The 23,502-nt window shown below is 57.3% G+C and carries 17 protein-coding genes and 2 pseudogenes; 10 read left to right on the top strand and 9 right to left on the bottom strand.

Annotated features, from left to right (window positions below; all coding sequences use genetic code 11):
• Positions 1-49: 49 nt before the first annotated feature.
• Positions 50-1,492, bottom strand: coding sequence for a S9 family peptidase (locus CAY82_RS21865; protein ID WP_170931117.1), 1,443 nt, complete (start codon positions 1,490-1,492; stop codon positions 50-52).
• 390 nt (positions 1,493-1,882) lie between these two features.
• Between CAY82_RS21865 and CAY82_RS21860 the strand changes: the two are divergent.
• Positions 1,883-2,415: pseudogene (locus CAY82_RS21860) on the top strand (helix-turn-helix domain-containing protein); the annotation flags it as partial.
• 544 nt (positions 2,416-2,959) lie between these two features.
• On the opposite strand, the gene CAY82_RS21850 reads toward CAY82_RS21860, so the two are convergent.
• From CAY82_RS21850 to CAY82_RS21835, 4 genes are all read right to left on the bottom strand, one after another.
• Entirely contained in the window at positions 2,960-4,285 is a 1,326-nt protein-coding gene (locus tag CAY82_RS21850) for an MFS transporter (RefSeq protein ID WP_256576324.1), read from the bottom strand.
• Between the two features lie 82 nt (positions 4,286-4,367).
• The gene (locus CAY82_RS21845) at positions 4,368-4,880 is read right to left on the bottom strand and encodes a hypothetical protein (RefSeq protein ID WP_256576323.1); all 513 of its coding nucleotides are present in this window, start codon (positions 4,878-4,880) and stop codon (positions 4,368-4,370) included.
• Positions 4,881-5,218: 338 nt separating this feature from the next.
• On the bottom strand, positions 5,219-6,568 hold the full coding sequence (locus CAY82_RS21840; RefSeq protein ID WP_087503024.1) for a sigma-54 dependent transcriptional regulator: 1,350 nt from the start codon (positions 6,566-6,568) through the stop codon (positions 5,219-5,221).
• Positions 6,553-7,977, bottom strand: coding sequence for a PAS domain-containing sensor histidine kinase (locus tag CAY82_RS21835; RefSeq protein ID WP_256576322.1), 1,425 nt, complete (start codon positions 7,975-7,977; stop codon positions 6,553-6,555). The genes CAY82_RS21840 and CAY82_RS21835 overlap by 16 nt, the downstream gene beginning before the upstream one ends.
• A gap of 265 nt (positions 7,978-8,242) precedes the next feature.
• Here CAY82_RS21835 and CAY82_RS21830 point away from each other — a divergent pair, with 265 nt between their 5' ends.
• Positions 8,243-9,280: a sterol desaturase family protein gene (locus CAY82_RS21830; RefSeq protein ID WP_087503023.1), complete on the top strand. Its 1,038-nt coding sequence runs from the start codon at positions 8,243-8,245 to the stop codon at positions 9,278-9,280.
• 28 nt (positions 9,281-9,308) lie between these two features.
• On the opposite strand, the pseudogene CAY82_RS27145 reads toward CAY82_RS21830, so the two are convergent.
• A pseudogene (locus tag CAY82_RS27145) lies at positions 9,309-9,464 on the bottom strand (LysR family transcriptional regulator); the annotation flags it as partial.
• A 247-nt stretch (positions 9,465-9,711) separates the two neighbouring features.
• Here CAY82_RS27145 and CAY82_RS21820 point away from each other — a divergent pair.
• Positions 9,712-10,095 carry a cytochrome c gene (locus CAY82_RS21820; protein ID WP_087503021.1) on the top strand — a complete coding sequence of 128 codons (384 nt, stop codon included), beginning with the start codon at positions 9,712-9,714 and terminating at the stop codon, positions 10,093-10,095.
• 408 nt (positions 10,096-10,503) lie between these two features.
• Entirely contained in the window at positions 10,504-11,013 is a 510-nt protein-coding gene (locus CAY82_RS21815) for a GrpB family protein (protein ID WP_087503020.1), read from the top strand.
• 159 nt (positions 11,014-11,172) lie between these two features.
• Here the strand turns inward: CAY82_RS21815 and CAY82_RS21810 are convergent, their stop codons facing one another.
• Genes CAY82_RS21810 through CAY82_RS21800 form a run of 3 tightly spaced genes read right to left on the bottom strand, consistent with a single transcriptional unit; the run spans position 11,173 to position 13,232 of the window.
• The gene (locus tag CAY82_RS21810) at positions 11,173-11,541 is read right to left on the bottom strand and encodes a hypothetical protein (protein WP_087503019.1); all 369 of its coding nucleotides are present in this window, start codon (positions 11,539-11,541) and stop codon (positions 11,173-11,175) included.
• Positions 11,542-11,568: 27 nt separating this feature from the next.
• Positions 11,569-12,552: an MDR family oxidoreductase gene (locus CAY82_RS21805; RefSeq protein ID WP_087503018.1), complete on the bottom strand. Its 984-nt coding sequence runs from the start codon at positions 12,550-12,552 to the stop codon at positions 11,569-11,571.
• Between the two features lie 47 nt (positions 12,553-12,599).
• Complete coding sequence (locus CAY82_RS21800) at positions 12,600-13,232, bottom strand: TetR/AcrR family transcriptional regulator (protein ID WP_218190841.1); 633 nt, start codon at positions 13,230-13,232, stop codon at positions 12,600-12,602.
• Between the two features lie 80 nt (positions 13,233-13,312).
• Here CAY82_RS21800 and gcvA point away from each other — a divergent pair, with 80 nt between their 5' ends.
• From gcvA to CAY82_RS21770, 6 genes are all read left to right on the top strand, one after another.
• Positions 13,313-14,236, top strand: a complete 924-nt coding sequence (gcvA, locus tag CAY82_RS21795) for a transcriptional regulator GcvA (protein WP_087503016.1) — start codon at positions 13,313-13,315, stop codon at positions 14,234-14,236.
• Between the two features lie 214 nt (positions 14,237-14,450).
• Positions 14,451-16,949, top strand: coding sequence for a CoA transferase (locus CAY82_RS21790; protein WP_087503015.1), 2,499 nt, complete (start codon positions 14,451-14,453; stop codon positions 16,947-16,949).
• Positions 16,950-17,077: 128 nt separating this feature from the next.
• Complete coding sequence (locus CAY82_RS21785; protein WP_087503014.1) at positions 17,078-18,235, top strand: iron-containing alcohol dehydrogenase; 1,158 nt, start codon at positions 17,078-17,080, stop codon at positions 18,233-18,235.
• A gap of 45 nt (positions 18,236-18,280) precedes the next feature.
• Positions 18,281-19,777, top strand: a complete 1,497-nt coding sequence (locus tag CAY82_RS21780) for a CoA-acylating methylmalonate-semialdehyde dehydrogenase (protein WP_087503013.1) — start codon at positions 18,281-18,283, stop codon at positions 19,775-19,777.
• 268 nt (positions 19,778-20,045) lie between these two features.
• The gene (locus CAY82_RS21775) at positions 20,046-21,677 is read left to right on the top strand and encodes a BCCT family transporter (protein ID WP_087503012.1); all 1,632 of its coding nucleotides are present in this window, start codon (positions 20,046-20,048) and stop codon (positions 21,675-21,677) included.
• Between the two features lie 481 nt (positions 21,678-22,158).
• Positions 22,159-23,499 carry a cytochrome C gene (locus CAY82_RS21770; protein WP_087503011.1) on the top strand — a complete coding sequence of 447 codons (1,341 nt, stop codon included), beginning with the start codon at positions 22,159-22,161 and terminating at the stop codon, positions 23,497-23,499.
• Positions 23,500-23,502 lie beyond the last annotated feature (3 nt).

Below are 23,502 nucleotides of genomic sequence, written 5' to 3'. Positions count from 1 at the left end.
AGTCCTGTCTGCGGTGACAAAAAACTCACTTACGTAGAGCGCAAGTAGGCTAGAGGCCCGCATTGGTATTCCGCTTGACCGACTCCAGACGGGTAGCGTTGGAGTCGGTCTTTATCGCCTTCTCCAATGCCTTATCCGTCTGCGTTGCCTTTGTGAAATGATAATTAAAACATGAGTTGAAACTGAACTTTGCCTGAGTCTTGTCTATGCACTCATCGAAGTAGGACTCACCATTCGTACGCTCATAAATTGCTTTGCTAACCGCGGTGGACATAAAGGCAATCACTGCGGGGTTGAAAATGTCATTATGGTCGTCAATGAAGGAGTCGGCGGTATAGATGAAATTGACAGGTTCATTGCTGTAGCAGGGCATGCGCGGTACCTTCGGGTCCCCGTTTTTGCCGTCGGTTGTGCAATAGCTTACGAGTTCCCAGTCACCGAACTTCGTGTCCTCCAGCACCTTGGGGCCGGCCATAGCCTTGTTGACGCCCCCCGAGGAGTCCACGATCGCTTGTTGGGCCATAGCTTCAGTGGGGTTAGGGTCTATGACCCGTGTGGTGTGGTAAAGGCTGTAGTTGCCGATGGCAGTGGTATCCATCTCTTCTTCCCTGATCGTAAAGGCTTGGCCGTTGTAGGTCCTGTTGAGGTCGACCTGGCTCCAAGTCAGATTGACCCCCAGCCATTGACCTGGCGGGAAGGCGTAGTGGGTGGCTTCGTCACCCTCTGAGCTGATTACGTAAAGCAGTGACTGCGCGCGAGCACCTGAAGCGCCCACTTTCAGGCTGTTCTCCTTGAGCAACAGACCTTGGTTTGCCTCGATCGCAGGATTGAGCATGATCACAGCGTCGCCGAAAGCCCGTACAGGAAGACCAGCTTGCTGGTTTTGCAGGCGTTCGAGTAACTGATCATGTAGGGCGCTCAAAGTAATTGCGCCGCCGAAGCTATGTCCGACGATTACCAGATAATTCGTTTCCTGGCTCCGGTCGATTTGCTCCAACTGAGCGAGCAACTCGGTAACACCACCGCGACCGACCTCTTCCGCCACAGCTTTTCGATCCCAGTAAGTGGCGTTCTCGCTGCCGAGCCCGTGTAAAGACAAGCCACGCCATCCGACATAGATACCGACCAATTTGCGGTCACTCAGTACACCGGAAGCGGATAGGTTAGCGAGAGCTTTTGTGAAACTGACGACGTTTTCGTCATTCTGATCTGCGTTGTGTTTCCAGCCGTGGATGAAAACCACCATGGCGAGCTTGCCGGTGGCAGAGTACTGCCTGAGGCGATCAACAAGCTGTTCTGTTCTCGCCGGGGCGAAATCGTTGCCGCGCTCGCTGTATTCGACGAAGCCTATCTCGTAGTTGGGGTGCACCTCGTAGTAGCTGTTGCTGCACGACTCGATGGTGCCACATGTCCTTACACGGTCGTCTCGGAACGGGGTGTTTGAAGTACAGGCCACCAGCAGGCAAGCGCCGAGAATTAGTAAGATCTTCATGATCATTCATCCAAAGTGGATTAAGCATTCTCAGATGTGCTCTCGGGCGCGGCCGTTGGAGCAGCCCAGAGCAGAGTTGTAGTCAGGATTAGACAAACGAGGGTAATTCGTTACGGAGGATGGGCAACGGAGTAAAACGCGTTGGAAAGCCTCGCGCGCGCTAGAGGTAAAGTTGGCATGGGGAACGTCACTTCCGTACTGTGTTCGTATCCATCCTTTTAGACGCCAGCTGGCGGCATGTCAAAAAGGACTGTAGAAACTCATAGTGGACAAGCGTCGCATTTTATAGATGCAGTGTTACCATTTAAGCTAGCGTGGTGTTTCAGAAGTGCCGCTGAAAATTTGAGCTAGGCTCTGTAGAAACCCATTCAGCAAGAGATGTGTATCGACATGAGCCGACCAGCAACTGTCATTCCCCTTTCTGAAACTGAGCATGCGGAGTTACTGCGTCGGGTCAAGCTCCGCAAAGGTGCTCAGGATGCATGCCTACACACCGAGATAATCCTCGCCTGTGCCGCCGGCAAATCAGGTAACGACATCGCCAAGCGCTTGGTTACCAGCAACGATGTGGTGTCACGATGGCGCCAGCGTTTCTCTAAGTTGGGGTTGCTGGGTTTGAACGATGAACCGCGCTCTGGCCGGCCGCGTACTATTTCAGATGAACAAGTTTAGCAGGTAGTAAACCAGGTATTGAAAGGCAGCCAGATGACTCCAGCCACTGGAGTACGCGGCGTATGAGAGAAATTGATGTTTCGGTACCTGCTGAAATGCCAATTCCTCTGATCATGGATAACTACGCAACACACAAGACCGAAAAAATCAGGGCTTGGCTTGCATCGCGTACACGCTACAATATCCACTTCACGCTCACTTCGGCCTCTTGGCTGAAATTGATCGAGCGCTTTTTCTCAACGTTGAGCGAGGCCAATTAATTATCAGGACGCAAAAAATATATTTTTGCCCGATACCTATATGCAAGCAAGCCAAAGCTGCGCGCCGTAGATAGATAGTATTTATCGATCCATTAAGGCCTCGGACTTATATTGCTCAAGCGGACTCAGGATGTAGTCAATCACCTTTCTCTTGTCGGTCTTCACTTCCGCCCGCACGGCCATGCCCGGCGACAGTTCGATTCTGTTCTCGCCGACCCGGAGGCTATTCTCCTTCAGCTGAATCCGTGTGCTGTACACCAGCCCCCGCTTTCATCTCAATGGCGTCGTTCGTGCGCGGGGGGAGGGAGTGGATCTGTGCTTTGTCGTCGTCAAGACAGGCGATGATGAAATCGGCCTTTGTGATCGGCGGCGATGGCGGGAAGGGGATGGTGTCCAGGCGACTCAGCGAGCTGCGTGCGGACCTGGCCTTGAGGTCCAGTTTCTTGTCGGCCAGCAGCAGTTCGGCACAGCTGAAACGGCGACCATCCTCGGCGAATTAGGTGCAACGCCCCATCCTTGGAGTTCGTCTTGCATTTCAGGGCAGCAATGCCCTTTCGCGAGAGCTGGTTTTGCTCGCCGGCGGTTTTTTGCGTGGTGCTGTGGAGAGGAAAGGGGAGCTTTCCAAGCTATTTGCATGCACTTGGGAGGTGATGCCAAAGCGATAGGTGAGTAGTCCGATTGCGGCCACGATGCCCAGAGCGACGAAGGCTGCGCTATAGCCGAAATGATGCGCGATCCAGCCGGCGAGTGCGTGGCTCATGGCCGCGCCTATCCCTTGGATTGCTATCACTGCACCAAGCCCTGCATTGACGTGTCCAGTGCCCCGCAGGATGCAAGCGACAAGCCCGGGCAAGGCGACTCCCAGCAGACCCGCCCCGATTCCGTCAAGGGCTTGTACCGGAATCAGTGCCCACGGTGACTCCCAGAGACCGGCGATTAGCCCTCGCAAGGGCAAGGCCAGCAGGGCGATAATGATCAGTGCCCGATACCCGTGCCGAGCAGCATACCAGCCTGCCCAAAGCGCCACAGGAATCATGAATAGCTGCGCCACGATGACGGTCGATGCCGTGAAGACGCTGGGGTCCGCCAGCCCACGCGTGACGATTGACTGTGCAAACAAGGGCAACATCGCGGCATTGCCCAGGTGGAACAGCAGCATAGTGATCGCGAGCAGGCCCAGCTCGCGCGAGTCCGTCAAAACCCGCAATATGGAAGGCGAGGGACTGCTCCCTTGCGCAGGCTGGTTGCAAGTGAGGTCACCACCGCGGGCCCGCTCATGATTGATGTCCTGTGGATGGATCTTCCGCAAGCAAGCAAGAGCCGCGCACGCCATAAGAGCCATCAAAACGAATACCGCTGACAGCCCCCAGCGGTAGCCTGCCAGCCCGGCCAATGCAGCCGCGACCATGTTGCCGGCATGGTTCCAGGCCTCGTTGATGCCGAGCTGCCGAGACAGGTCTCTCTGATCAACGATGCCCAAGGTGATGCCCATGATGCCGGCGCCCATCAACGCGCCCGCAGCCCCCGTCACCACCTGAGAGGCGACAGCGACGCCAAACGACGGTGCCGTCCATAGAGCTGCCGTGGCGAGAGTGATTACGATGGTGCCACTTGCCAGGAGAAGTCGCTTGTGGTTCGAAGCGTCGATCCAGGCACCCATCGGCGTGGTCGCCAGCATGCCTGCGATGCCGCCGGCGGCCATCACGTAGCCTATGTCATCGGCTCGCCAGCCGTGACTGGCCAGAAGCACAGCGAGGAAGGGGCCCAGGCCGTCACGGACGTCGGCCAGGAAAAAGTTCAGGCCGGATAGCCAGCCCTGCGAGCGGGTATGCCGGGCCATGGGCAAGTTTTTTGAAGGCATGGGAAATTCCAGTCAGCGGAAATGCCACGGCCTGGCCGGTGCGGCGGACGCTCGCACTGGCCAGGTGCACAGGGGCACGTCCTTATGGCGCGTGGTCGTAGAGTGGCTGAAGGGTGGATAACGTGGTGCCCATGCTGACGGCTTCCAGAGCGGTGCCAAACGCATTGCGTGTGCCCAGCCCGGATGCCGCGAACGGTGCGCCCGTCTGCACGGAAATACGCAAGCTCTCTGGCGGGAAACGAATGATGCTGCCATCGCTCAGGATGACGCCGTTGGCCTCGCCCCGTGGGCCAGTGAGCACGGTGTCCACGTGGCCTTCCACCTGCTGGGGCTGCAGACGCTGGGCGCGCAGGTGTGGCGGCAGGGCTCGGCCTTCGCCAACCGGCGGTTGGTCGTACACGGTGCGCCCGCTGTCGGAGTGGATGATGGCGTCGGCCTTGACCGTGCCCCGCGTTTCCGCCCGTCCGATGATGCGGACGGCATCCCCCACCTTGATCGTGGCCGTGAGCGCATCGGCCATGTGCGGCGGAAACCGGGCAATGGTTCCGTCGCTCAGACGCAGGCCGTCGACTTCACCGTAGGGATTGATGAGCATCCGCTGAACCTGGCCTTCCACAGCGTACTGGCCCATTAGGCCAGGGGCATCCACCCCTTGATGTGGTGTTGCAGGCAGATGCGGGGGCGGGGCGGGCGGCATGGCATGTGCGCTGAGGCTACACAGGCCGAATGCCAGCGCAACAGATGTGGCGATGAAGTGCGTAGACATCGGAGCAGGTCCTTGGGTTGGGAAAACACCCAACCTGTGTGGCAAGCACCATGCCAAGAAATATTTACAATAAAATCAATTGGTTATAACCGTAATGGGTGGTGTGCCGTCCGATTCCGTGACGCCAGGGTGTCGCGGAATCGGACACCGGTTTGCGTGCAAAGGGGTTAGTCCAGATTAAACTCGGCCAGCTTGCGATAGAGCTGCTGGCGAGACAGACCGAGGCGCCGCGCCGCCTCTGCGCGGTTGCCAGCCGTCGCAGCCAGGGCGCGCACGATCATCTCGCGCTCCAGGCGGGCAACGGCCTGTGCCATAGGGCCTTCCCAGTCGATGTCCAGGCCCGGGGTAAGCGCAGCCGCCGTCTGCAACCCGATGTGTTCGACATCAATGACCGGGCCGTGACTGAGGATGGCCGCGCGCTCCATGGCATTGCGCAGTTCGCGCACGTTGCCGGGCCAGGGATGGGCCAGCAGCAGCCGGGCTGCCGCTGCGCTCAACCGCTTGGGCGAGTCGCCGCCTAGCAGGCGTAGAAAGTGTTCGGCCAGCAGCAGCACGTCGCCCAGGCGCTCACGCAGCGGCGGCAACCACAGTGGCACTACCTGCAGGCGGTACCACAGGTCTTCCCGGAAGCGCCCCTCCTTGACCGCGCTGGGCAGGTCTCGGTGCGTGGCCACGACGATGCGCACGTCCACGGGCTGGACACGGTTGGCGCCGACGGGAGTGATCTCGCGTTCTTGCAGCACCCGCAGGATTTTCGCCTGCGTGGACAGCGGCATGTCGCCTATCTCGTCGAGGAACAGGGTGCCGCCATCGGCCTCACGAAAGCGTCCGGTGCGTTCATTGACGGCACCGGTGAACGCGCCTTTGACATGACCGAACAGCTCGCTTTCCATCAGTTCGGCCGGGATCGCAGCGCAGTTCACTGCGACGAAGGGGCCGGTGGCTCTACCGCTGTTGCGATGCAAGGCGCGCGCCACCAGTTCCTTGCCTGTACCCGTCTCGCCGAGGATCAAGGCGGTGGCATCAGAGTTCGCGGCCAGGCCGATGCGCTTGAAGACCTGGCGCATGGCCTCGCTGCTGCTGACCAGTTCAGTGCCATCCACGGGCTCTCTTGCGGCAGGCGATGCCCCGGCCGCCTGAGGCCTGTCTGGGGTGTGGGCTGCTCCCCGCAAGGCCCGCTCTAGCGTTTCGACCAGGACGACCCTGGTCACTGGCTTGGTCAGATGGTCGAACGCTCCCAGGCTCATCGCCTCGATGGTGTTGCCGCCACTCGCGTAGGCGGTGAGCATGATGCAAGGCACCTGCGAGATGCGCGCTGCGCGGCGCAGGAACACCAGGCCATCCTCTCCCGGCAGCCGCAGATCGACGATGGCCGCATCCACGTCCTCGTTGCGCAGTCTGTGCAGGCCTGCATCGGTGGTTTCAGCCTGCAGCACCGCATACCCCAGGTCCTGCAGCATTTCTGCAAGGCTGTCGCGGAACGCAGCGTCATCGTCGACGATCAGGATTCGGGCCACGGTAGCTCCATCTCTATACGCGTTCCCTTGGCCGAGTCTGCGAGACGGACCCGCCCGCTGTGACCCTGCACGATCTCGCGCACCAGTGCCAGTCCCAGGCCGGTACCTCCTGCGCGGGTTGTGGCGAAAGGCTCGAACAGCGTATCGCGCAAGTCGACCGGAATGCCGGAACCATTGTCCGCCACCCACAACAGTAATGCGCCACGGCGCGCGCGATGCGCACCAAGTTCGATTTCACCGCGTTCTCCCGTGTGTGCCATCGCATTGAGCAGCAGGTTGTCAAAGGCCCGTGCCATTTGTGTCGGGTCGAACAGCGCCAGCCCCTTGGCGCTAGCGGTCAGCTCCGGTTCAATCGCCAGTGTGATTCGTACGCCATTCTTTTGCGCCGCTTCGGCGTAGGCATTGCGCCGCTCTTCCAGCCATTCCTGCAGGTCAACCGTCTGGCGCTCGGCGTGGAACGGTTGTGTCAACGCCAACAGGCTCGACACCAGCGTCTCCAGGCGTGCAGTTTGCGACAGCACGGCCTCCAGAGCGCCAACCACACGGGCTTCGCGCCGGTCGGCCGGCGCAGCCATCGCGTTTTCCACCTTCATACGCATCGTACCCAAAGGATTGCGAATCTCGTGCGCAAGCCCGGCGGAAACGCGCCCCAACGTGGCCAGACGTTCGGACTGGGCCAGTTGCTTTTGCAGATGGGCTGACTGGCGCTGCCAACGCGAAATCATCCAGCCCAGCCATGCGCCGGAGACCACGACCAGCGCCAGCAGCAGGCTCACCGCGAGGATCAAGGTGTTGATCGTTCCTGTGGCCAAAAGCGGCACGCGCATCAGGGTCCAGGCGATTAGGCGTCGGTCATCGGTCTCCACAGGGCATGCCGCGAAAGCCACGGCTTCGCGTAAACCCGGTCGGACGTCCGCCACGAGGCCTGCAGAATCCTGTGCGCGCTGGGCCGTGGAGGCAATGCGCTCCAACTCGGCACTCGGGGGGTCACGCTTGATTCCCGTGCCGTCGTAGGTTGGGAACGCGTAGGCCACCACGCCCGCATCCGCTCGCCAGAAGCCGCCCTCCATGCCCGGCTGATCGCGCAGTGTCAAATCAAGCACCGCCTGTGCCGCAGCTGGGGTCATGGGGTAGGGCTGATCGTCCGCAGACGGGAGTTGCTGGCGAACGCGTGCTGCACCCGCTTGCAGCGCCTGGCAACTGGTCGAGGTGAGTTGGCGCGCATGCGCAATCTGGGTATCGACGCCTTGGCGGCTGAGTATCAGCAACAGCCATCCCAGCACAAGAGCAACTGCGGCAATGGAGAGCCACAGAATCAGCAGATCACGTCGAACGGATGGTTGCAGCGACAGGTCAAGTTCCTTTGAAGTGAGGCACCACTGGTCAATCGGTGGGCGTTGTAATGGCAACCTTGCCAGATGGGATATCGTCGTGCAAGGACACGGTCGGTTGAACTGCTCCTGGTTTTGTAGACACCTCCAAGCCCCATAACGGGGTGAACCTCCAATTGAAGGCGGGGGAGAAAAACAAGCGGACTCCATTGGCTCCTTTCGATGGATTATGCGGGCCTGGCAAGCCGTTACCAGGCGCTTTAAGCACCAGGGCATGCATAAAACCACTTGAGTAAATAAATCTGATTTACAATTGCATCCCTTTTGCCGAGGCTATCGTTTCGTGGATGCCCTGTCGCTTCTCTATAAGCACCTGACCGAGTGGGTGATCACGCCTGTCACCGAGCAGTTTCTAGGCATTTTCAATGTGAATGGCCGTTTCGGGGTCTTGTTCCTTTGCATCTCCTATGGCGTCGCCTACGGCCTGTTCCGCTTCAGGAAGCAGCGCGGCCTCAGCGACGCCCATTCGTTCTGGCAATTCATCGGCGGCGCCCGGGTACACCTGCATCCCTCGGCGTTGCTGGATTACCGCTACTACTTCGTGCGGGCTATCCTCAAGGTTGTGCTGGTGCTGCCTATCGTCCATCTGGTCGATCCCTACATTCTGCGCGCCGGCGATTACCAAGCCTTTTTCAGCAACCTCTGGGGCGCGCGCCCGCGCCTGGGCGAGAACCTCGCACTGTCCCTGCTCTACGGGTTGGGGGTGTTCCTGCTCAAGGACTTCATCCATTACTGGGCGCACCGGGCCTTTCACTCCCGCTGGCTCTGGGCCTTCCACAAGGTCCATCATTCGGCACCCGTGCTGGTGCCGGCGACGGCGAGCCGGGTGCATTTCGTGGAAAAGATCGTCGAGAAGCTGAGCACCGGCATTGGCATCGGCCTCTACGCCGGTTGCTTCTGGTACCTTTGCGGCGGTGAAGTCAGCCGCTACACCCTGTTCGGCGTGACCTATCTGGTGTTCATCTTCAACAGCCTGGCGGCCAACCTGCGGCATAGCCATGTCTGGCTGTCGTTCGGCCCGCAGTTGGAACATGTGTTGAACAGCCCGGCCCAGCACCAGATCCATCACAGTGACGCCCCTCGCCATTTCAACCGGAACTTCGGCACCAACCTGTCCCTCTGGGACTGGATGTTCGGCACGCTTTATGTCACGACATCAAAGCCCGAAAACATCCGTTTCGGCATCGGAGAACAAGACCACCAGCGTTACCTGACGGTCTATGGCCTGATCGTCACGCCCTTTGTCGAAACAGGCCGTAAGATCCTGGCGAAACGCCAGCGCAAAACTGTGTTCGGCGCGTCCGGTAGGGCAAGCCGTTAGCTGATCCCGCTGCTCGCAAATTGGTCACCAGGAAGTCCAGTAGCGCCCGCACCGATGGAAGTAAACCACGACGGGATGCATAGACGGCACGGCCAATCCCGTTACGTGGCGCCCAGTCCGGCAGCAGGTTTTCAAGCTTGCCGTGCTTCAGGCCATCACGTACCACAACGGCGGGCATGGCCGCTTTCGATCCAGGCAGACCTCTACGGAGGCAACTAACGAGCCATAGCTGACGTTCAGCAGTAGCTGCTATCTGCCAGTGGCGGACGCCTTGCGCCTTAGTCAAAGTTACCGTTCGACAGACGACCGAACCGCCTCTAAGCTGTCCACCTCGGAAAGAGGCGTATTCATGTCGGCAGCCGGACTACCCGATTGGAGAGGCTGTGATCGCGCAAGGTTCGTTTCATTAAAATTGATTGGCGCAAGCAAAAATGAAAAACAGGAAATTGTTCATCGCCTTACTTGGATTCTGCGCAATAACCCAGACGCCGTATTCGTTGGCGGATAACATCAACGGAAAGAAACTTTACATGCAGAGATGCTCGGTTTGTCATGGTGCGGATATCAAAGGGACAGGGCCGCTGGCAAGAAAAAGCAATCCTCCAACACCAGACCTCACGACATTGAATTTCAAGAAGCGATTGGCTGATTATCCTGGGGTGATTGTATCTTCTATAGTACTTCGTCCAAATGGAAATTTGATTCCGAATACATTGAAAGAGAATAATGTTAAGATTCCGCCTCACTCTTGGAGTGTTCAGGATTTGCGAGATGTTAACCAATACATGAGAAGCTTGATTTCAAAAGCTCAATAAACAAGTATTAATGAAAGATTGGAGCCCATGAAGAGCATCCGCTACTCAGCGTCAGGCGTGGGTTGCGGTGAGAGGCTGAACGGCAAAATGGCAAGAGTCCCCACCAGCCCAGCTTGGCATGCTCACCCGGCCGGTGCAGCTCCGGCCAGATACTGGCCTTCTGATAGGGTCTGGCTTTTCACAGCTGGAGAGTTAGGTAAGGGGCGGAAGAGGTCAGTTGCGAAGGGCAGCTTCCGACCCAAAGCGGACATTGGCTGCGAGCCGCTGATATTTCGGTTGAGCGTTAATGCGAAAGGTGCGACAACGCCTGGATGACTTTTGCCGTCATTTTTCAATGCTGATCGTCCCGCCAACCTGCAAGATCAGAGATAATTCGCCACTTCAAGTATTTGCCATCAAGGAACGGACATGGCACTGACCAGCAAGATCGCTCCCTACAACCCCGCATGGCCCCTCCAATTTCTGGCAGACAAGTCACTCATCGCTTCGGCCTTTGGCGATGAACTGATTGCCATACACCACGTTGGAAGCACCTCCGTTCCAGGTCTCGCGGCGAAGCCCGAGATCGATGTACTCATCGAGGTCCGCGATCATTGCAATGTCTCGGCGCGAGACGAGGTGTTAAAGGATTTGGGGTATGTTCGAGGAAGTGACCTATCGGAAGGGCATTATTTCTACCGACGCAATGTGGATGGGATCCGCACGCACAAGCTCCACGCTTGTGTCCGCGACCACATTTCGATCACTCAGATGCTTGGGTTCAGAGATTTGCTCAGGAGCGATGCCTCGATCCGCCAGCAGTATGAAGCGCTGAAGCTTCAGTTGGAGTCGAGCAATACTGGTGGAATGGTTGAATATCTTGAGAAAAAGGGACCATTCATTACCGCCGCGCTCATGAACGCCGGTATCCATAGTTGAATGATCGTTGGGCCGTGAGGGAACTCCGATATTAGATGTCCGCTATGGGGCGATAGCGGTCACTCGCGAACGGCAGCTTCCGACCAATAGCTGACATTCGTAGCGGCCAGCGTTCGAGCAGTACCTCGCGCTGCCAGTCGATAAGGGCAGACGAGAGCGTCACGACCAGAATCGGACGACGTGCCGCGCAGATGTGTACCGCGATGGTGGCCTAAGGTATCCGAGCAGTGTCAGTACGTTCACTGTATCGGTGCACTCGAACGGCGCGAGGACAGCGAGGTAGATATTTCTCGATGTTTCCTCTTCTATGGAGATTGCCGAGGAATCTTGGGAGGGCGTCGCGAGGCTGATGTGTAGAATGCCTTCTGCCGGAGCGATAGAACCATCGCCAAAGAGATCCTGCACCGCACCCAGGATCTCGAATTTCTGCTTGGCCAGGCCCAGCTCCACGATGAGGTTGCTACGCAGGATTTCTGCAGTGGCATTAACGCGCCAGCTGCTGGAGCGTTCCAGGAAGGCGTACTGCATCCGTCATACAGCTGTCGGGGGACGGGCCTAACTATGTACGTCTACTACCAAGCGGCCGCGAATATTTCCGTCCATGAGTTCGGAGGCGGCTGGAAGTGCAGCCTCAAGGCTAATGTCTTTGATCATCAACGATAAAACATCAAGGTTGAGCTGGTCAGCTAGCCTTTCCCAAGCTTCGACTCGTCGCTCGAACGGCTGAGTGACGCTGTTGATGCCGAGCAGGCTTACCCCTCGAAGAATGAAAGGTGCAACGGTAGCCGGGAAATCCATCCCCTGGGCCAATCCACACGCAGCGACCAAGCCTTCAGACATTGTGTTTGCGCACGCATTGGCCAGCGTATGGCTGCCGACCGAGTCGATAACGGCCGCCCATTTTTCTTTTGCCAATGGACGCCCCGGAGCAGAAAGCTCGGCCCGATCAATGATGGTTGTTGCCCCCAGGCTTTTCAGATAGGCGGCTTCGTTAGTTTTTCCGGTTGCGGCAGTGACGGTATACCCAGCACCGGCCAGAAGGCTAATGGCTAAGCTACCGACGCCGCCTGTGGCGCCTGTGACCAGTACCGGCCCATGGGATGGCTTCATCCCATGGCGCTCCAAGGCCATCAGGCACAGCATGGCGGTGTATCCAGCGGTACCGATGGCCATGGCTTGGCGTTCATTCAGGCGTTTGGGGTGAGGGATCAGCCAGTCACCGTTCAATCTCGCCTTTTGTGCAAGCCCGCCCCAATGGCTTTCACCCACCCCCCAACCATTGAGCAGTACGCGATCGCCAGGCTGGTATCGAGGATCGTCACTCGCTTCGACAATGCCCGCAAGATCGATGCCCGGCACCATCGGAAACTGACGAACAACCGGCCCTTTGCCGGTGATTGCGAGTGCATCCTTGTAGTTCAAGGTGCTGTAGGCCACCTTCACCGTCACGTTCCCAGTGGGTAGCTGATCATCCTTCAGTTCAGTGAGGCGGGCCGAATACTTGTCTTCCAGCTTCTCAATCAGAATGGCCTTGAACATTGCTTATCCTCATTTAGACCGGTTGTCTTTAAATCGTCCGACAGGAATCACCGAGTGATTCCTGTCAGAAAGCCTTGGAAAAAAATGTCCAGGGGGCGGACATGTTGCGTCAGCCGTGCACGAAGAACGGCACCCTCCCAGCCAACCCAGAAGTAGGCTGCGAGGGCTTTGCAGTCATGCTCGTAAGAAATCTCTCCCACCTTGACCGCTTCCTCCAGGCAGGCAGACAAACGCTGCTCCCAGTCTTGTAGGGTCAGTTCCAGTAGTTCACGGAAGCTGTCTGGCAGCACCAGGACCTCTTGGCCAAGGTTGCCTACCAGGCAGCCTCTTCGGAACTGGTACTTGGCCATCCCGCCCTTCGCCTCTTCAACGAAGTTGGAAAGCCTTCGTAGCGGCGACACGCTCAGGTCGCTGAAGCAGCGATCGAGTTTTCGAGCGAAGTAGTCGGCATAGCGCTGCAGTACCGCTTGGCCGAATGCTTCTTTGCTGTCGAAGTAGTGATAGAACGAGCCTTTTGGCACCTGCACGCGTTTGAGCACAGTATCGATGCCGGTGGCAGCAAAACCCTGCTCGGTAAGGATTTCCATGCCACAGCGCAGTAAAAGCTCCAGCGTCTCGCCATGCTCACGTGCGACCTTGGGGGGGCGGCCTCTTCGAGGGATAGGTTTGGAACTATTCATGCGTTGTAATTTAGACTGATCGTCTCTAATGTCAACCACTGAGCGACTCGATTCCCGATGAGCCTAGTGTTGGATGCGTTATGAAAAAGCGTTTACCTCCTCTGAACTGGCTTCGAGCTTTTGAGGTTTCTGCTCGGCTGCTGAATTTCACCCATGCCGCTGAAGAGCTCAATCTGACGCAAGCGGCGATCAGTCAGCAGGTGAAGGCATTGGAGTCCCAATTAGGCGTAGCGCTTTTCAAGCGTCTGCCGCGCGGACTTGAGCTCACCGAGGCAGGTAAATCCTATTTTCCAGTGGTGAGAGAGTCGGTTGAGCGCCTCGTTGCATCAACGGATGAGATCTTTGGGCAAGGTCATCGAAGCGCGCTCAGCATTCGTAGCAGTCTGGTGTTCTTCACCCACTGGATAGCTCCCCGACTACCCCGATTTAGAGCAAAGCATCCGGATGTGAGCATTCGAGTCGCAAGTAACATCTGGGTAGATGAAACAGAGTTCGATGCCGATCTCGAAATCAGGTACGGGCAAGGGCGCTGGCCTGGCATGAAGGCCGAGCGACTGACGTGGGACACGCTGGTACCCGTGTGTTCACCTGCATTGATCACCAGGGAACGTCCGCTGCAGCGCCCTCAGGATCTTGCGATGCACCCTTTACTGCATGTGCTGGGCTATGAGGAAGGTTGGGGCTATTGGCTCAAGAAGAACAATGCAGAGAGCGTTGACTCGTCTCAGGGGATGCAGTTCGACACCCTTATTTCGGCATTGACGATCGCTGAGCTCGGCCAAGGTATCGCGTTGGCTCGGTCTTCATTGGTCAAGCATCTTCTGGACGAGGGTCGTCTCGTCGCCCCGCTGGGATGTCATGTGCCTACCAAAGAAGCGTTCTACCTGGTTTATTCAGCCCACAGCATGATCAATCCCGATGCGGCAGCCTTTGCTCAATGGCTGTCTGAAGAAGCCCACTCTTTCAAGGTGGATGCCAACGCGGAAGAAGACGAACACCTCTAGCTATAAGCAAAGCCCACCAGAAATAAAAAAAATGACCCCTTTGGGTCATTTTTTATTGCTTTCGAGATGCCTTCGAATTTCTGAAAGTAGCAATCACATCGTAAGCCCTTGGATGGTGCAGTCGTCCAGGTGGCCGGTTAGTACGAGGTCTCAATAACAACAATAACCGCGCCGGCAAATCTCGTTGGCTCGGGGGCTACGTAGGGTTATCGTCATGGAACACTCCAACCAATTGCCTTTGCAAGGCGTCAATGTCATCGATTTTGGGCAATACATCGCAGGACCTGCAGTTGCGATGATCCTTGCTGATCTGGGCGCGACTGTCGTTCACGTCGACCCGCTGGACGGGCCTCTCTGGGATAGCCCGGCGAATGCCACGCTTAACCGCAACAAGCTGTGCATGCGCCTGGATCTGAAGACTCCAGAGGGGCTGCATCAAGCTCGCGAACTCATCTCCCGTGCCGATATCGTGATCGAAAATTTCCGGCCTGGTGTCATGTCCAGGTTGGGCCTTGATTTCGCAGAGCTGCGGCGTGCTCGTCCTGAGCTGATCACGTTGTCGATTCCAGGGTTTGCCAGTGATGACGAACTGCGTGCGCAATGGCGCGCGACCGAGGCAGTGATCGCTTCGGCCTCCGGTGTGTTCACCGATATGGGGCAAAACCGCGTACTGATGGGCATCAACCCTAGTTTCTCGCCGCTTCCGTTGGCGTCAGCGTATGGCACCATGCTGGCTGTATCTTCTGTCGTGCTTGCACTGCAGGCACGTGAAAAGACTGGCGTGGGCGACCAGATCGAAGTTCCCTTGGCATCAGCGGTGATGGAAGGCCTGTCGTACAACTCGATCAAGATTGACGGGTACCCACTGCGCTATAAAACACTGCGTGAGAAGGAGAGCGAGCGTCGTCGCGCTGAGAACCTGCCGATGAACTTGAGCTATCAGGATCTGCAGGAGTTCCTCGACCCGTTCTACCGCACTTATGAATGTGCGGATGGCCGTAAATTCTATGCCGTTTGCCCCTCGCATCGAGAGCATGCCAAGCGCTGTTTGCAGGCTATGGGCATTTACGAAGAAATGATTGCCGCTGGCTTGCCCAAGGTTGATAACCCTTACTTGCCCATTGACCAGTGGGAAGGCAATGCATCGTTGGGTGTCTACCCGTTGCCTGCTGATTGGGCCGCACGCATCTCTGCCCGAATGAAAGAAGTATTCCTGACTAAAACAGCAGCGGAGTGGGAAGTCATCTTCGGTGAAGGGCATTTCCCCGGAGCTCCCCACAGGTCGACCCAGGAGTGGCTCCATGACGAGCATTCGAATACTGCTGGGCTGATCGTTGAGGTAGATGATCGCGAGTTCGGCATCATGAAACAGCCTGGCCCAATTGCGTGGATGGAGGGGTGCTCAGAGCCGATGCTGAAACCCCTTTCGCGTCGCGAGGTGAGCTATGAGCAAGCGTTGGCAACACTGTCCGAGCGTCCGGTACCTGCCTTGCCGCCTGCCAAGCTCGACAAACCTACCGGCTGGCTGGAAGGCGTCAGAATTCTCGACCTGACCAACGTTATCGCAGGGCCCCACTCGACGTCGTTCCTGGGGCGCTTCGGGGCAGACGTCATCAAACTCGACCCTGTCGTGCCTAATTACGATCCCTGGAATACCGTGGTCTTCGGTATGTCTTCGGCGCGGGGCAAGGAAAGTGTTCTGGTTGACCTGAACAAGTCTGAAGGGCGGGACGTTTTCAATCGTCTCGTGCGGGAGGTCGATGTCATCGTCATGAACGCTCCCGATCGCCAACTCGCACCGCTGGGCCTGGATGAGGCAAGTCTTCAGGCAGTGAATCCTGGTGTGATCTTCTGCCAACTTGATTGCTTCGGCGGCCCGCGTCGTGGCCCTCGCACAGATTACCTAGGGTATGACGATCTCATCCAAGCCACCACAGGGATCATGCTGCGGTTTGGTGGCGGCATGGAAACCCCGGAAGAGCATGCTCACGTCGGCACCATCGATGTGATGTGTGGATTTGCTGCCGCTTTGGGTGTCGCAACAGCGCTTTATCGCAAGCACCACTCCGGCGAAGTTCACCGGGCCCGTACCTCTCTGGCTTCACTGGGGAATCTGGTGCAGATCCCGTTCTGTTACGACTACGCAGGCCGAGCGCCATTCAATGAGCCCTCCGGGCGCGACGTGGTTGGCTACAGCGATCTTTCTCGCTTCTACAAGACAGCGGACGGCTGGATCTACCTGGATGCCTCCGAGCCAGAACTGCCCAAATTCGCAGCCATCACGGAGTTCACTGGCGTGGTATCTGCAAATGATCGGGCTGCCTACCTGCAAGCCGTCATTGGCCGTATGAGCAGCGCCTTCCTTCAAGAGCGTCTCCAGGCCGCCAACATTGCTGCCGCGGTGCCGGACAACATTGATCACTTGCGCAGCCAATACAGCCGATTCGCTGATGGTCTGCCAGGGACGGGGAACGGCAGCTATTCCTTCAGCATCTATAACGACCATCCAAGTGGACATCGGGTTACGCAGTTGGATCCCTACGCCATTCGTCCACGGGTAGCGCGCGTCCGGGCTCTGCCACCGGCTGAGAAGTTTGGCGCTTCCACGCGCAAGGTACTGGGCCGCTACGGCTATACCGACGTGCAGATTCAGTCGCTCCTGGATGCCGGCGCAATCGGCGAATCCTGGAGTGAGGAATACCTGCCGAGCTGACTGCTGAGGGCAAGTAGAGGGGGGGAGCCTTTGAAACGCCCTCCCTTGTTTCCCGATTTACCGATCAAGCGAACACGAGCCCAAGGCTGCTCGCGGGCGCGTTCATGCCCAGGAAATGAGATAGAGCCATGACTTACAACAGCATCCTCCCACGAATCCTGCAAACCGGTGCCGGCGCCAGCCAGCAAATCCATCAGGTATTGGCCAGCCTTGGCTGCCATAAGCCACTGATCATCACTGACCGGATGATGGTTGAGTTGGGTTATGCAGGTCGTATCAGTGCAGTACTGGCAGAGCACGGGATAGACGTCGACGTGTTCTCCGATACCGTACCCGAGCCTACAGTCGCTTCGATTCAAGCCGGCGTGTCGACCGCCAGGGAAGGGGGGTACGACAGCATCATCGCACTAGGCGGCGGAAGCCCGATCGACAGCGCCAAAGCGATTGGCATCCTGGCCAAGTTCGGCGGTGTCATGCGCGATTACAGGTTCCCGCGCAATGTCACTGAAATGGGTTTGCCGATCATTGCCATTCCAACAACCGCCGGCACGGGCTCCGAAGTGACCCGGTTCACCATCATCACCGATGAGTCGACTGACGAAAAAATGCTCTGCGTCGGCGCAGGCTTCATGCCTGTTGCGGCACTGGTCGACTATGAACTGACGCTCTCGCTGCCGCCTCGAGTGACAGCTGATACCGGGATTGATGCGTTGACCCATGCCATCGAGGCTTACGTCAGCAAGAAAGCCAATCTGTTCAGCGATGCCCAGGCGCTCGCCGCCATGCGGCTGATTGGGCCAAACCTTCGCAAGGTCTATCACGAGGGTGCCAACCGTGTTGCGCGTGAGGCCGTCATGCTGGGTTCGACCTTGGCTGGGCTGGCGTTCTCGGCTGCGTCAGTTGCTCTGGTGCATGGCATGAGCCGCCCCATTGGTGCCGCATTCCATGTGCCTCATGGCTTGTCGAACGCCATGTTGCTGCCTGAAGTGACGGCCTTCTCGATCCCCGCTGCACGTGACCGCTACGCAGATTGCGCGCGCGCTATGGGTGTCGCGACCGAGAGCGACACGGACCAATCCGCAGTGGAGAAGCTGCTGGAAGAGTTGGTGGCTATCAACGATGAGCTGAATGTGCCCACCCCCGCGCAGTTTGGAATCGATCGCGAAAAATTCTTCGAACTGATGCCAACCATGGCTGCCCAGGCGCTGGCTTCCGGTTCCCCTGGCAATAACCCGCGCGTGCCTACTGAGGCCGAGATGGTCGAGCTTTACCGCAGCCTTTGGTAATCGAACACCAACGCAAAACGTGAATAACAAAAAGTGGAGTTTCACATGAATACTGTCGGTCATCTGATTAACGGCGAAGTCGTCCTTGAATCCAAACGCACCCAGGATGTCTTCAATCCCGCCACCGGCCAGGTGGCTCGCCAAGTTGCGTTGGCATCGAGCCAGACGGTCGAGCACGCCATTGCGACTGCTGAAGCTGCTTTCCCGGCCTGGCGCGATACGCCGCCTATCAAGCGTGCCCGCATTATGTTCCGTTTCAAAGAACTCCTGGAGCAAAACACTGATGCGATTTGCAAACTGATCGGTGAAGAGCACGGCAAAATTTCCCACGATGCCGCCGGTGAACTGCAGCGCGGCATTGAGAACGTTGAGTACGCCTGCGGGATCGCCGAGCTTCTGAAAGGCGAACACAGCAAGAATGTCGGTCCGAACATCGATGCCTGGAGCGAGTTCCAGCCGCTGGGTGTGGTTGCAGGCATCACGCCATTCAACTTCCCTGTGATGGTACCGCTGTGGATGGTTCCTGTGGCCATTGCGGCGGGGAACTGCTTCATTCTCAAGCCTTCGGAGCGAGACCCGAGCTCCACTTTGTTCATTGCCCAACTGCTGCAGGAAGCAGGTCTGCCCAAGGGCGTGCTGAATGTGGTGAACGGGGACAAGGAAGCGGTCGACATCCTGCTGCGCGACCCGCGAATTCAGGCAGTCAGCTTCGTGGGTTCGACGCCAGTTGCCGAGTACATCTACGCCACCGCCACAGCCCACGGCAAACGCTGCCAGGCGCTGGGCGGGGCCAAAAACCACGCGATCGTCATGCCGGATGCCGATATCGACAATGCGGTTAACCAGCTTCTGGGCGCTGCATTTGGCTCGTCCGGTGAGCGCTGCATGGCCCTTTCAGTCGCTGTGGCGGTGGGTGACGCGGCAGCCGATGCATTGATCGCCAAAATGAAAGAAGCCATGAAAAACCTGAAGGTGGGTGCTTACACCGACAGCAAGAATGACTTCGGCCCGGTGATCACCCGGCAGCATCAGCAAAAAGTGGTTGGATACATCAACAGTGCTGAAGAGCAGGGTGCAACCGTGGTTGTCGACGGGCGTGAGCCAAACGTTGCTGGCTACGAGGACGGTTTCTTCGTCGGTGGCACCCTGATCGATCACGTTACCCCAGACATGCAGAGCTACAAGGAGGAGATCTTCGGCCCGGTTCTGCAGGTCGTGCGTGTCAACAGCATGAAGGAAGCCATGGCGCTGATCGACAAACACGAGTACGGCAATGGTACGTGCATCTTCACCCGAGACGGCGAAGCGGCTCGATACTTCTCCGACAATATCAAGGTAGGCATGGTCGGTATCAACGTTCCTTTGCCTGTACCCGTCGCTTACCACAGCTTTGGTGGTTGGAAGCGTTCGCTGTTCGGTGATTTGCATGCCTACGGGCCCGATGGCGTCCGGTTCTACACCCGACGTAAGACAGTCACCCAGCGCTGGCCGTCGTCAGGTGTTCGGGAAGGCGTTGAGTTCTCCATGCCGACCATGAAGTAACAATTGAAGAAGATGTGTGCCTGACTGCCGCCAGGCACGCATCTTTTGTGGTGTTGAAGTTTATTTGGCTGTGCCGCTGAAATAATAATTAAATAAAATTAGAGGCGAATATGAATAATAAGCATAATATATGTTCGGGAAAGGCTCGCGGCCTTTCATTTCTCCATGGGACTAAATCTGTTCGAGCAGGGGTTGTAATTCGTGCTTGACATATTTTTATTCGGCAGATGCTGGGTCTTGAGTCGAACGTTCTGAGGAGATATGCCAAATGAGTAAGTTGAAAGATGGTGCTTCATTGGATGGTCGCGTATTCTGGCCATCGATTGCGGTGATACTCGGTGTCACGATTCCGCTTATTGCATTTCCTGAGGCTGGGAATGCAGTGATAAATCAGATGTTTGCATTTGCGACCGGAAAGTTTGGCTGGCTCTACCTGGTTTCCGGCTTGATGGCTGTCATGTTCCTGTTGTGGATGGCGTTCGGGCGTTACGGAAATATACGCCTTGGGCGAAAGAGTGATGTTCCAGAGTTTTCCTATTTTAGCTGGGTCGCCATGATTTTTTGTGGCGGTATCGGCATAGCCATTGTTAACTGGGCCTGGGTTGAGCCGATTTATTACTTTAATGGGCCTCCTTTGAATGTGGCTGCTCACAGTCGTGAAGCGGCAGAGTGGGCGTTGACGTATGGGCAGTTCCACTGGGGGCTGACCCCGTGGGCATTTTACTGCTTGCCGGCTTTGCCAATTGCATACTCGATGTATGTGCGTCGACAGCCAGGGGTGAGATTATCAGTCGCTGCGCGTGGCGTCTTGGGCGATAAATCCAATGGGTGGCTGGGTCTTACGCTTGATACCGTGGTGGTGTTCGGGATTGTTGGCGGTGTTGGTACGTCCCTTGGCTTGGCCGTGCCCCTTGTCTCAACCTTGGCTGGCGACATTTTTGGAATACAGCAGTCCTTCGTATTTGACATGTGCGTCTTGGCGCTCTGGACATTGATGTTCGGCATGAGTGTCTGGTTTGGGCTGAGTAAAGGAATAAAGATACTTAGCGATATAAATGTCTACTTGGCTTTTCTGCTGCTTTTGTTCGCTGCTGTTGTCGGTCCAACATTGTTGCTCATCAATGGTTGGGCAAATAGCCTTGGCCTGATGCTCAATAATTTTATCCACATGAGCCTGTGGACTGACCCAGTTGCAAAAGGTTCGTTCCCTCAGGACTGGACGATTTTCTACTGGGCCTGGTGGATTGCCTATGCCCCCATGATGGGGTTGTTTGTGGCTCGTATTTCTCGCGGGCGGACAATCAAAGAGCTCATTTTGGCTGAGCTTGTGTGGGGCAGCCTGGGCTGCTGGGTCTTTTTCGCGGTCTGGGGCGGCTACTCGCTTAATCTTCAGCTGACAGGCGAACTGGATGTCAGTGCTATTCTGTCACAACATGGTATTCCGGCTGCTGTGCTCGCCATCTTGAAAACAATGCCATTTTCAAGTCTTGTTATTGGCGCTTTCGTTCTGCTTTGCTTCGTGTTTCTTGCGACGACGCTTGACTCGGCAGCTTATGTGCTTGCATCGGTGACATCGAGCGAGTTAAGTGGCTATGAGGAGCCTCAGCGTTGGCTGCGGATTGTATGGGCACTGCTACTGGCGGTCATCGGCATCGGCCTTCTTAAAGTAGGCGGTCTGAAAGCTGTTCAAACGTCTACCATTGTCGTTGCACTGCCTTTGATACCCGTGCTCGGTGTGCTGGCGTGGTCATTACTGCGCATGATTCGTGCCGACCTCCGGCATGAACTAGGATCTAGAGAAATTGTTTTAGAAGACGCGGTGGCACTCACCAGAATGCCCGAGGCGGATGACTCACTAACTGCTGTTTTGGTTTCGGCCCGTTCAGAGTCGAAGTATTAAATATTTCATCTCGTGCTGTATTAGCAAAAGCCTGGGGTTTCCTAGGTTTTTGCTTTACTCGTAGTGAAAAGTAGCTTGGTGGACATGCAGTGGAGTCATAAGAAAAACACACCCTTTCGGTGTTTTTATTGTTTTTAAGCCGTGAAATTGTTTAGCAAAATAGAGAGGCGAGCCGTTGTACTCAGCCTCCGACGCATCACTCGGTAATCTCCAGATGAGTTGCACACTTCTCATGGAGGTCCGCTTTTGGCCAATTGCTGCCCTCCGCGAAGGACCGCTACACGTCTCGGCCATTGAGCTGATCAGCAGGTCCAGGGCAGTGCCTTCCTCGGCAGTATCCCTACCGTTAGTCGGATATCTCTGAGGGTTCTGGCGCAACGGCTAGCCTGCAGCCTAGCGTCAGGGATAACGCTGAACATTCGGTCCATGGAGGACCAGTACGTCTCGTCGTCCCGATGCTTTACCTGCTGAGGAGACGATAATGAGAATACCTCTGAAACACTTGGCGTACCTGGGTGCGAGCTTCACCAGCGTGTTCGCCATGGCCGATTCGGCCGGGCCACCCGTGCTATCGCCCACCATCCCCTTCGACGTCACCGCCAACCCGCCCTTCAACCTCGACAGCCTGCAACACGATTTCGACGTGCTGTCGTGGCAGACCTTCGTCGCCCTGAACTGGCCCGCCAACGCCGACGGCAGCGCCAACACCTCAGTGGAGATCGGCGCGCCCGGCAAGACGGTGTGGGAATCGTGGAAAGAAAGCTACGAGATCTTCCTGCCCCAAGGCCAGAAACCGGTCGCCTGGGACCAGCAGGCGCCGGTACCCGCTGCCTGCCAGGGCAAGGGTGACTTGCCCGTACTGCAACAGATGGGCAAGGTCGCCGGTGTGCTTGACGAATTCATCCAGCCGTTCAAGACCGGCCCACTGGTGGACCAGAACGGCACCTACACGCGCAACGCGATCATGGTCAACCAGCCGATGTTCGACGACATCGTCAACAATGGTCTCTACAGCAAGGAAGGCCAGCAGGCGTTCTTCAGCAAGGCCGACAACCGCATCGCCTTCTCCTGCGGCTCGCAGAAGGCCCAGCAAGTCGGCGCGATCATGGTCAAGTCGGCCTGGAAGGTACTCGGCGGCAACGACAAACCGCAGGACTTCCACGCCGTCGACGCCTTGGTATACACCCCCGGCAACGACGACCCGAACAAGGGCGCGGTGATCCCCGAGTCGTGCAGCGCGCAGAAGGTCGGGCTGGTCGGCCTGCACATCGTGCACAAGACCAAGGATGCGCCGCAGTGGGTATGGTCAAGCTTCGAGCACGTGCGCAACGTGCCGGAAAAGACCACTCCGATCAACGAGCGTAAAGGCCCCTACCTGTTCTACGACGCCCAGGCCAGCGACCGCCCGGTAAACGAGCCGCCAGCGCAACCGTGGGACCCGTCGAAGAAAGCCACACCTTCGCAGATCGTGCGGGAAATCCCGCTCACCACAGCGACCCAACAGCTCAACGCGCAGTGGCAAGGCGCGCTCAAGGGCACAGTCTGGGCCAACTACCAGCTGATCAGTACCCAGTGGCCGACCGACCCGGCCAAGGATTGCCAAGTGCCGTCGCCGACCAACCCGCTGGGCACGCCTGCCCCGACCTTCCTGGCCAACGCCACCCTGGAGACCTACAACCAGGGCACCACGCCACAGGCCTCGTCCAGCTGCATGGAGTGCCACAACAACGCGACTACCCGGGTGACCCAGTCCCCGCGCACCAGTTTCGCCGATTTCACCTTCCTGCTTGAACGTGCCCAATCCACCGGCGCCAAGGAGTGATGC

The sequence above is a fragment of the Pseudomonas sp. SID14000 genome, from assembly GCF_002165135.1.
Lineage (GTDB): Bacteria > Pseudomonadota > Gammaproteobacteria > Pseudomonadales > Pseudomonadaceae > Aquipseudomonas.
The sequence above is the reverse complement of the archived record's forward strand: the minus strand, read 5'-3'. Positions and strand labels throughout refer to the sequence as shown.

What these genes read in the sequence shown, in the direction of transcription:
- CAY82_RS21800 (WP_218190841.1), bottom strand. Translation starts at nt 13,232, where the DNA reads ATGAATAGTTCCAAACCTATCCCTCGAAGAGGCCGCCCCCCCAAGGTC.
- CAY82_RS21815 (WP_087503020.1), top strand. Translation starts at nt 10,504, where the DNA reads ATGGCACTGACCAGCAAGATCGCTCCCTACAACCCCGCATGGCCCCTC.
- CAY82_RS21820 (WP_087503021.1), top strand. Translation starts at nt 9,712, where the DNA reads ATGAAAAACAGGAAATTGTTCATCGCCTTACTTGGATTCTGCGCAATA.
- CAY82_RS21790 (WP_087503015.1), top strand. Translation starts at nt 14,451, where the DNA reads ATGGAACACTCCAACCAATTGCCTTTGCAAGGCGTCAATGTCATCGAT.
- CAY82_RS21865 (WP_170931117.1), bottom strand. Translation starts at nt 1,492, where the DNA reads ATGAAGATCTTACTAATTCTCGGCGCTTGCCTGCTGGTGGCCTGTACT.
- CAY82_RS21775 (WP_087503012.1), top strand. Translation starts at nt 20,046, where the DNA reads ATGAGTAAGTTGAAAGATGGTGCTTCATTGGATGGTCGCGTATTCTGG.
- CAY82_RS21845 (WP_256576323.1), bottom strand. Translation starts at nt 4,880, where the DNA reads ATGCTCATCAATCCCTACGGTGAAGTCGACGGCCTGCGTCTGAGCGAC.
- CAY82_RS21780 (WP_087503013.1), top strand. Translation starts at nt 18,281, where the DNA reads ATGAATACTGTCGGTCATCTGATTAACGGCGAAGTCGTCCTTGAATCC.
- CAY82_RS21850 (WP_256576324.1), bottom strand. Translation starts at nt 4,285, where the DNA reads ATGCCTTCAAAAAACTTGCCCATGGCCCGGCATACCCGCTCGCAGGGC.
- CAY82_RS21785 (WP_087503014.1), top strand. Translation starts at nt 17,078, where the DNA reads ATGACTTACAACAGCATCCTCCCACGAATCCTGCAAACCGGTGCCGGC.
- CAY82_RS21810 (WP_087503019.1), bottom strand. Translation starts at nt 11,541, where the DNA reads ATGCAGTACGCCTTCCTGGAACGCTCCAGCAGCTGGCGCGTTAATGCC.
- gcvA (WP_087503016.1), top strand. Translation starts at nt 13,313, where the DNA reads ATGAAAAAGCGTTTACCTCCTCTGAACTGGCTTCGAGCTTTTGAGGTT.
- CAY82_RS21805 (WP_087503018.1), bottom strand. Translation starts at nt 12,552, where the DNA reads ATGTTCAAGGCCATTCTGATTGAGAAGCTGGAAGACAAGTATTCGGCC.
- CAY82_RS21770 (WP_087503011.1), top strand. Translation starts at nt 22,159, where the DNA reads ATGAGAATACCTCTGAAACACTTGGCGTACCTGGGTGCGAGCTTCACC.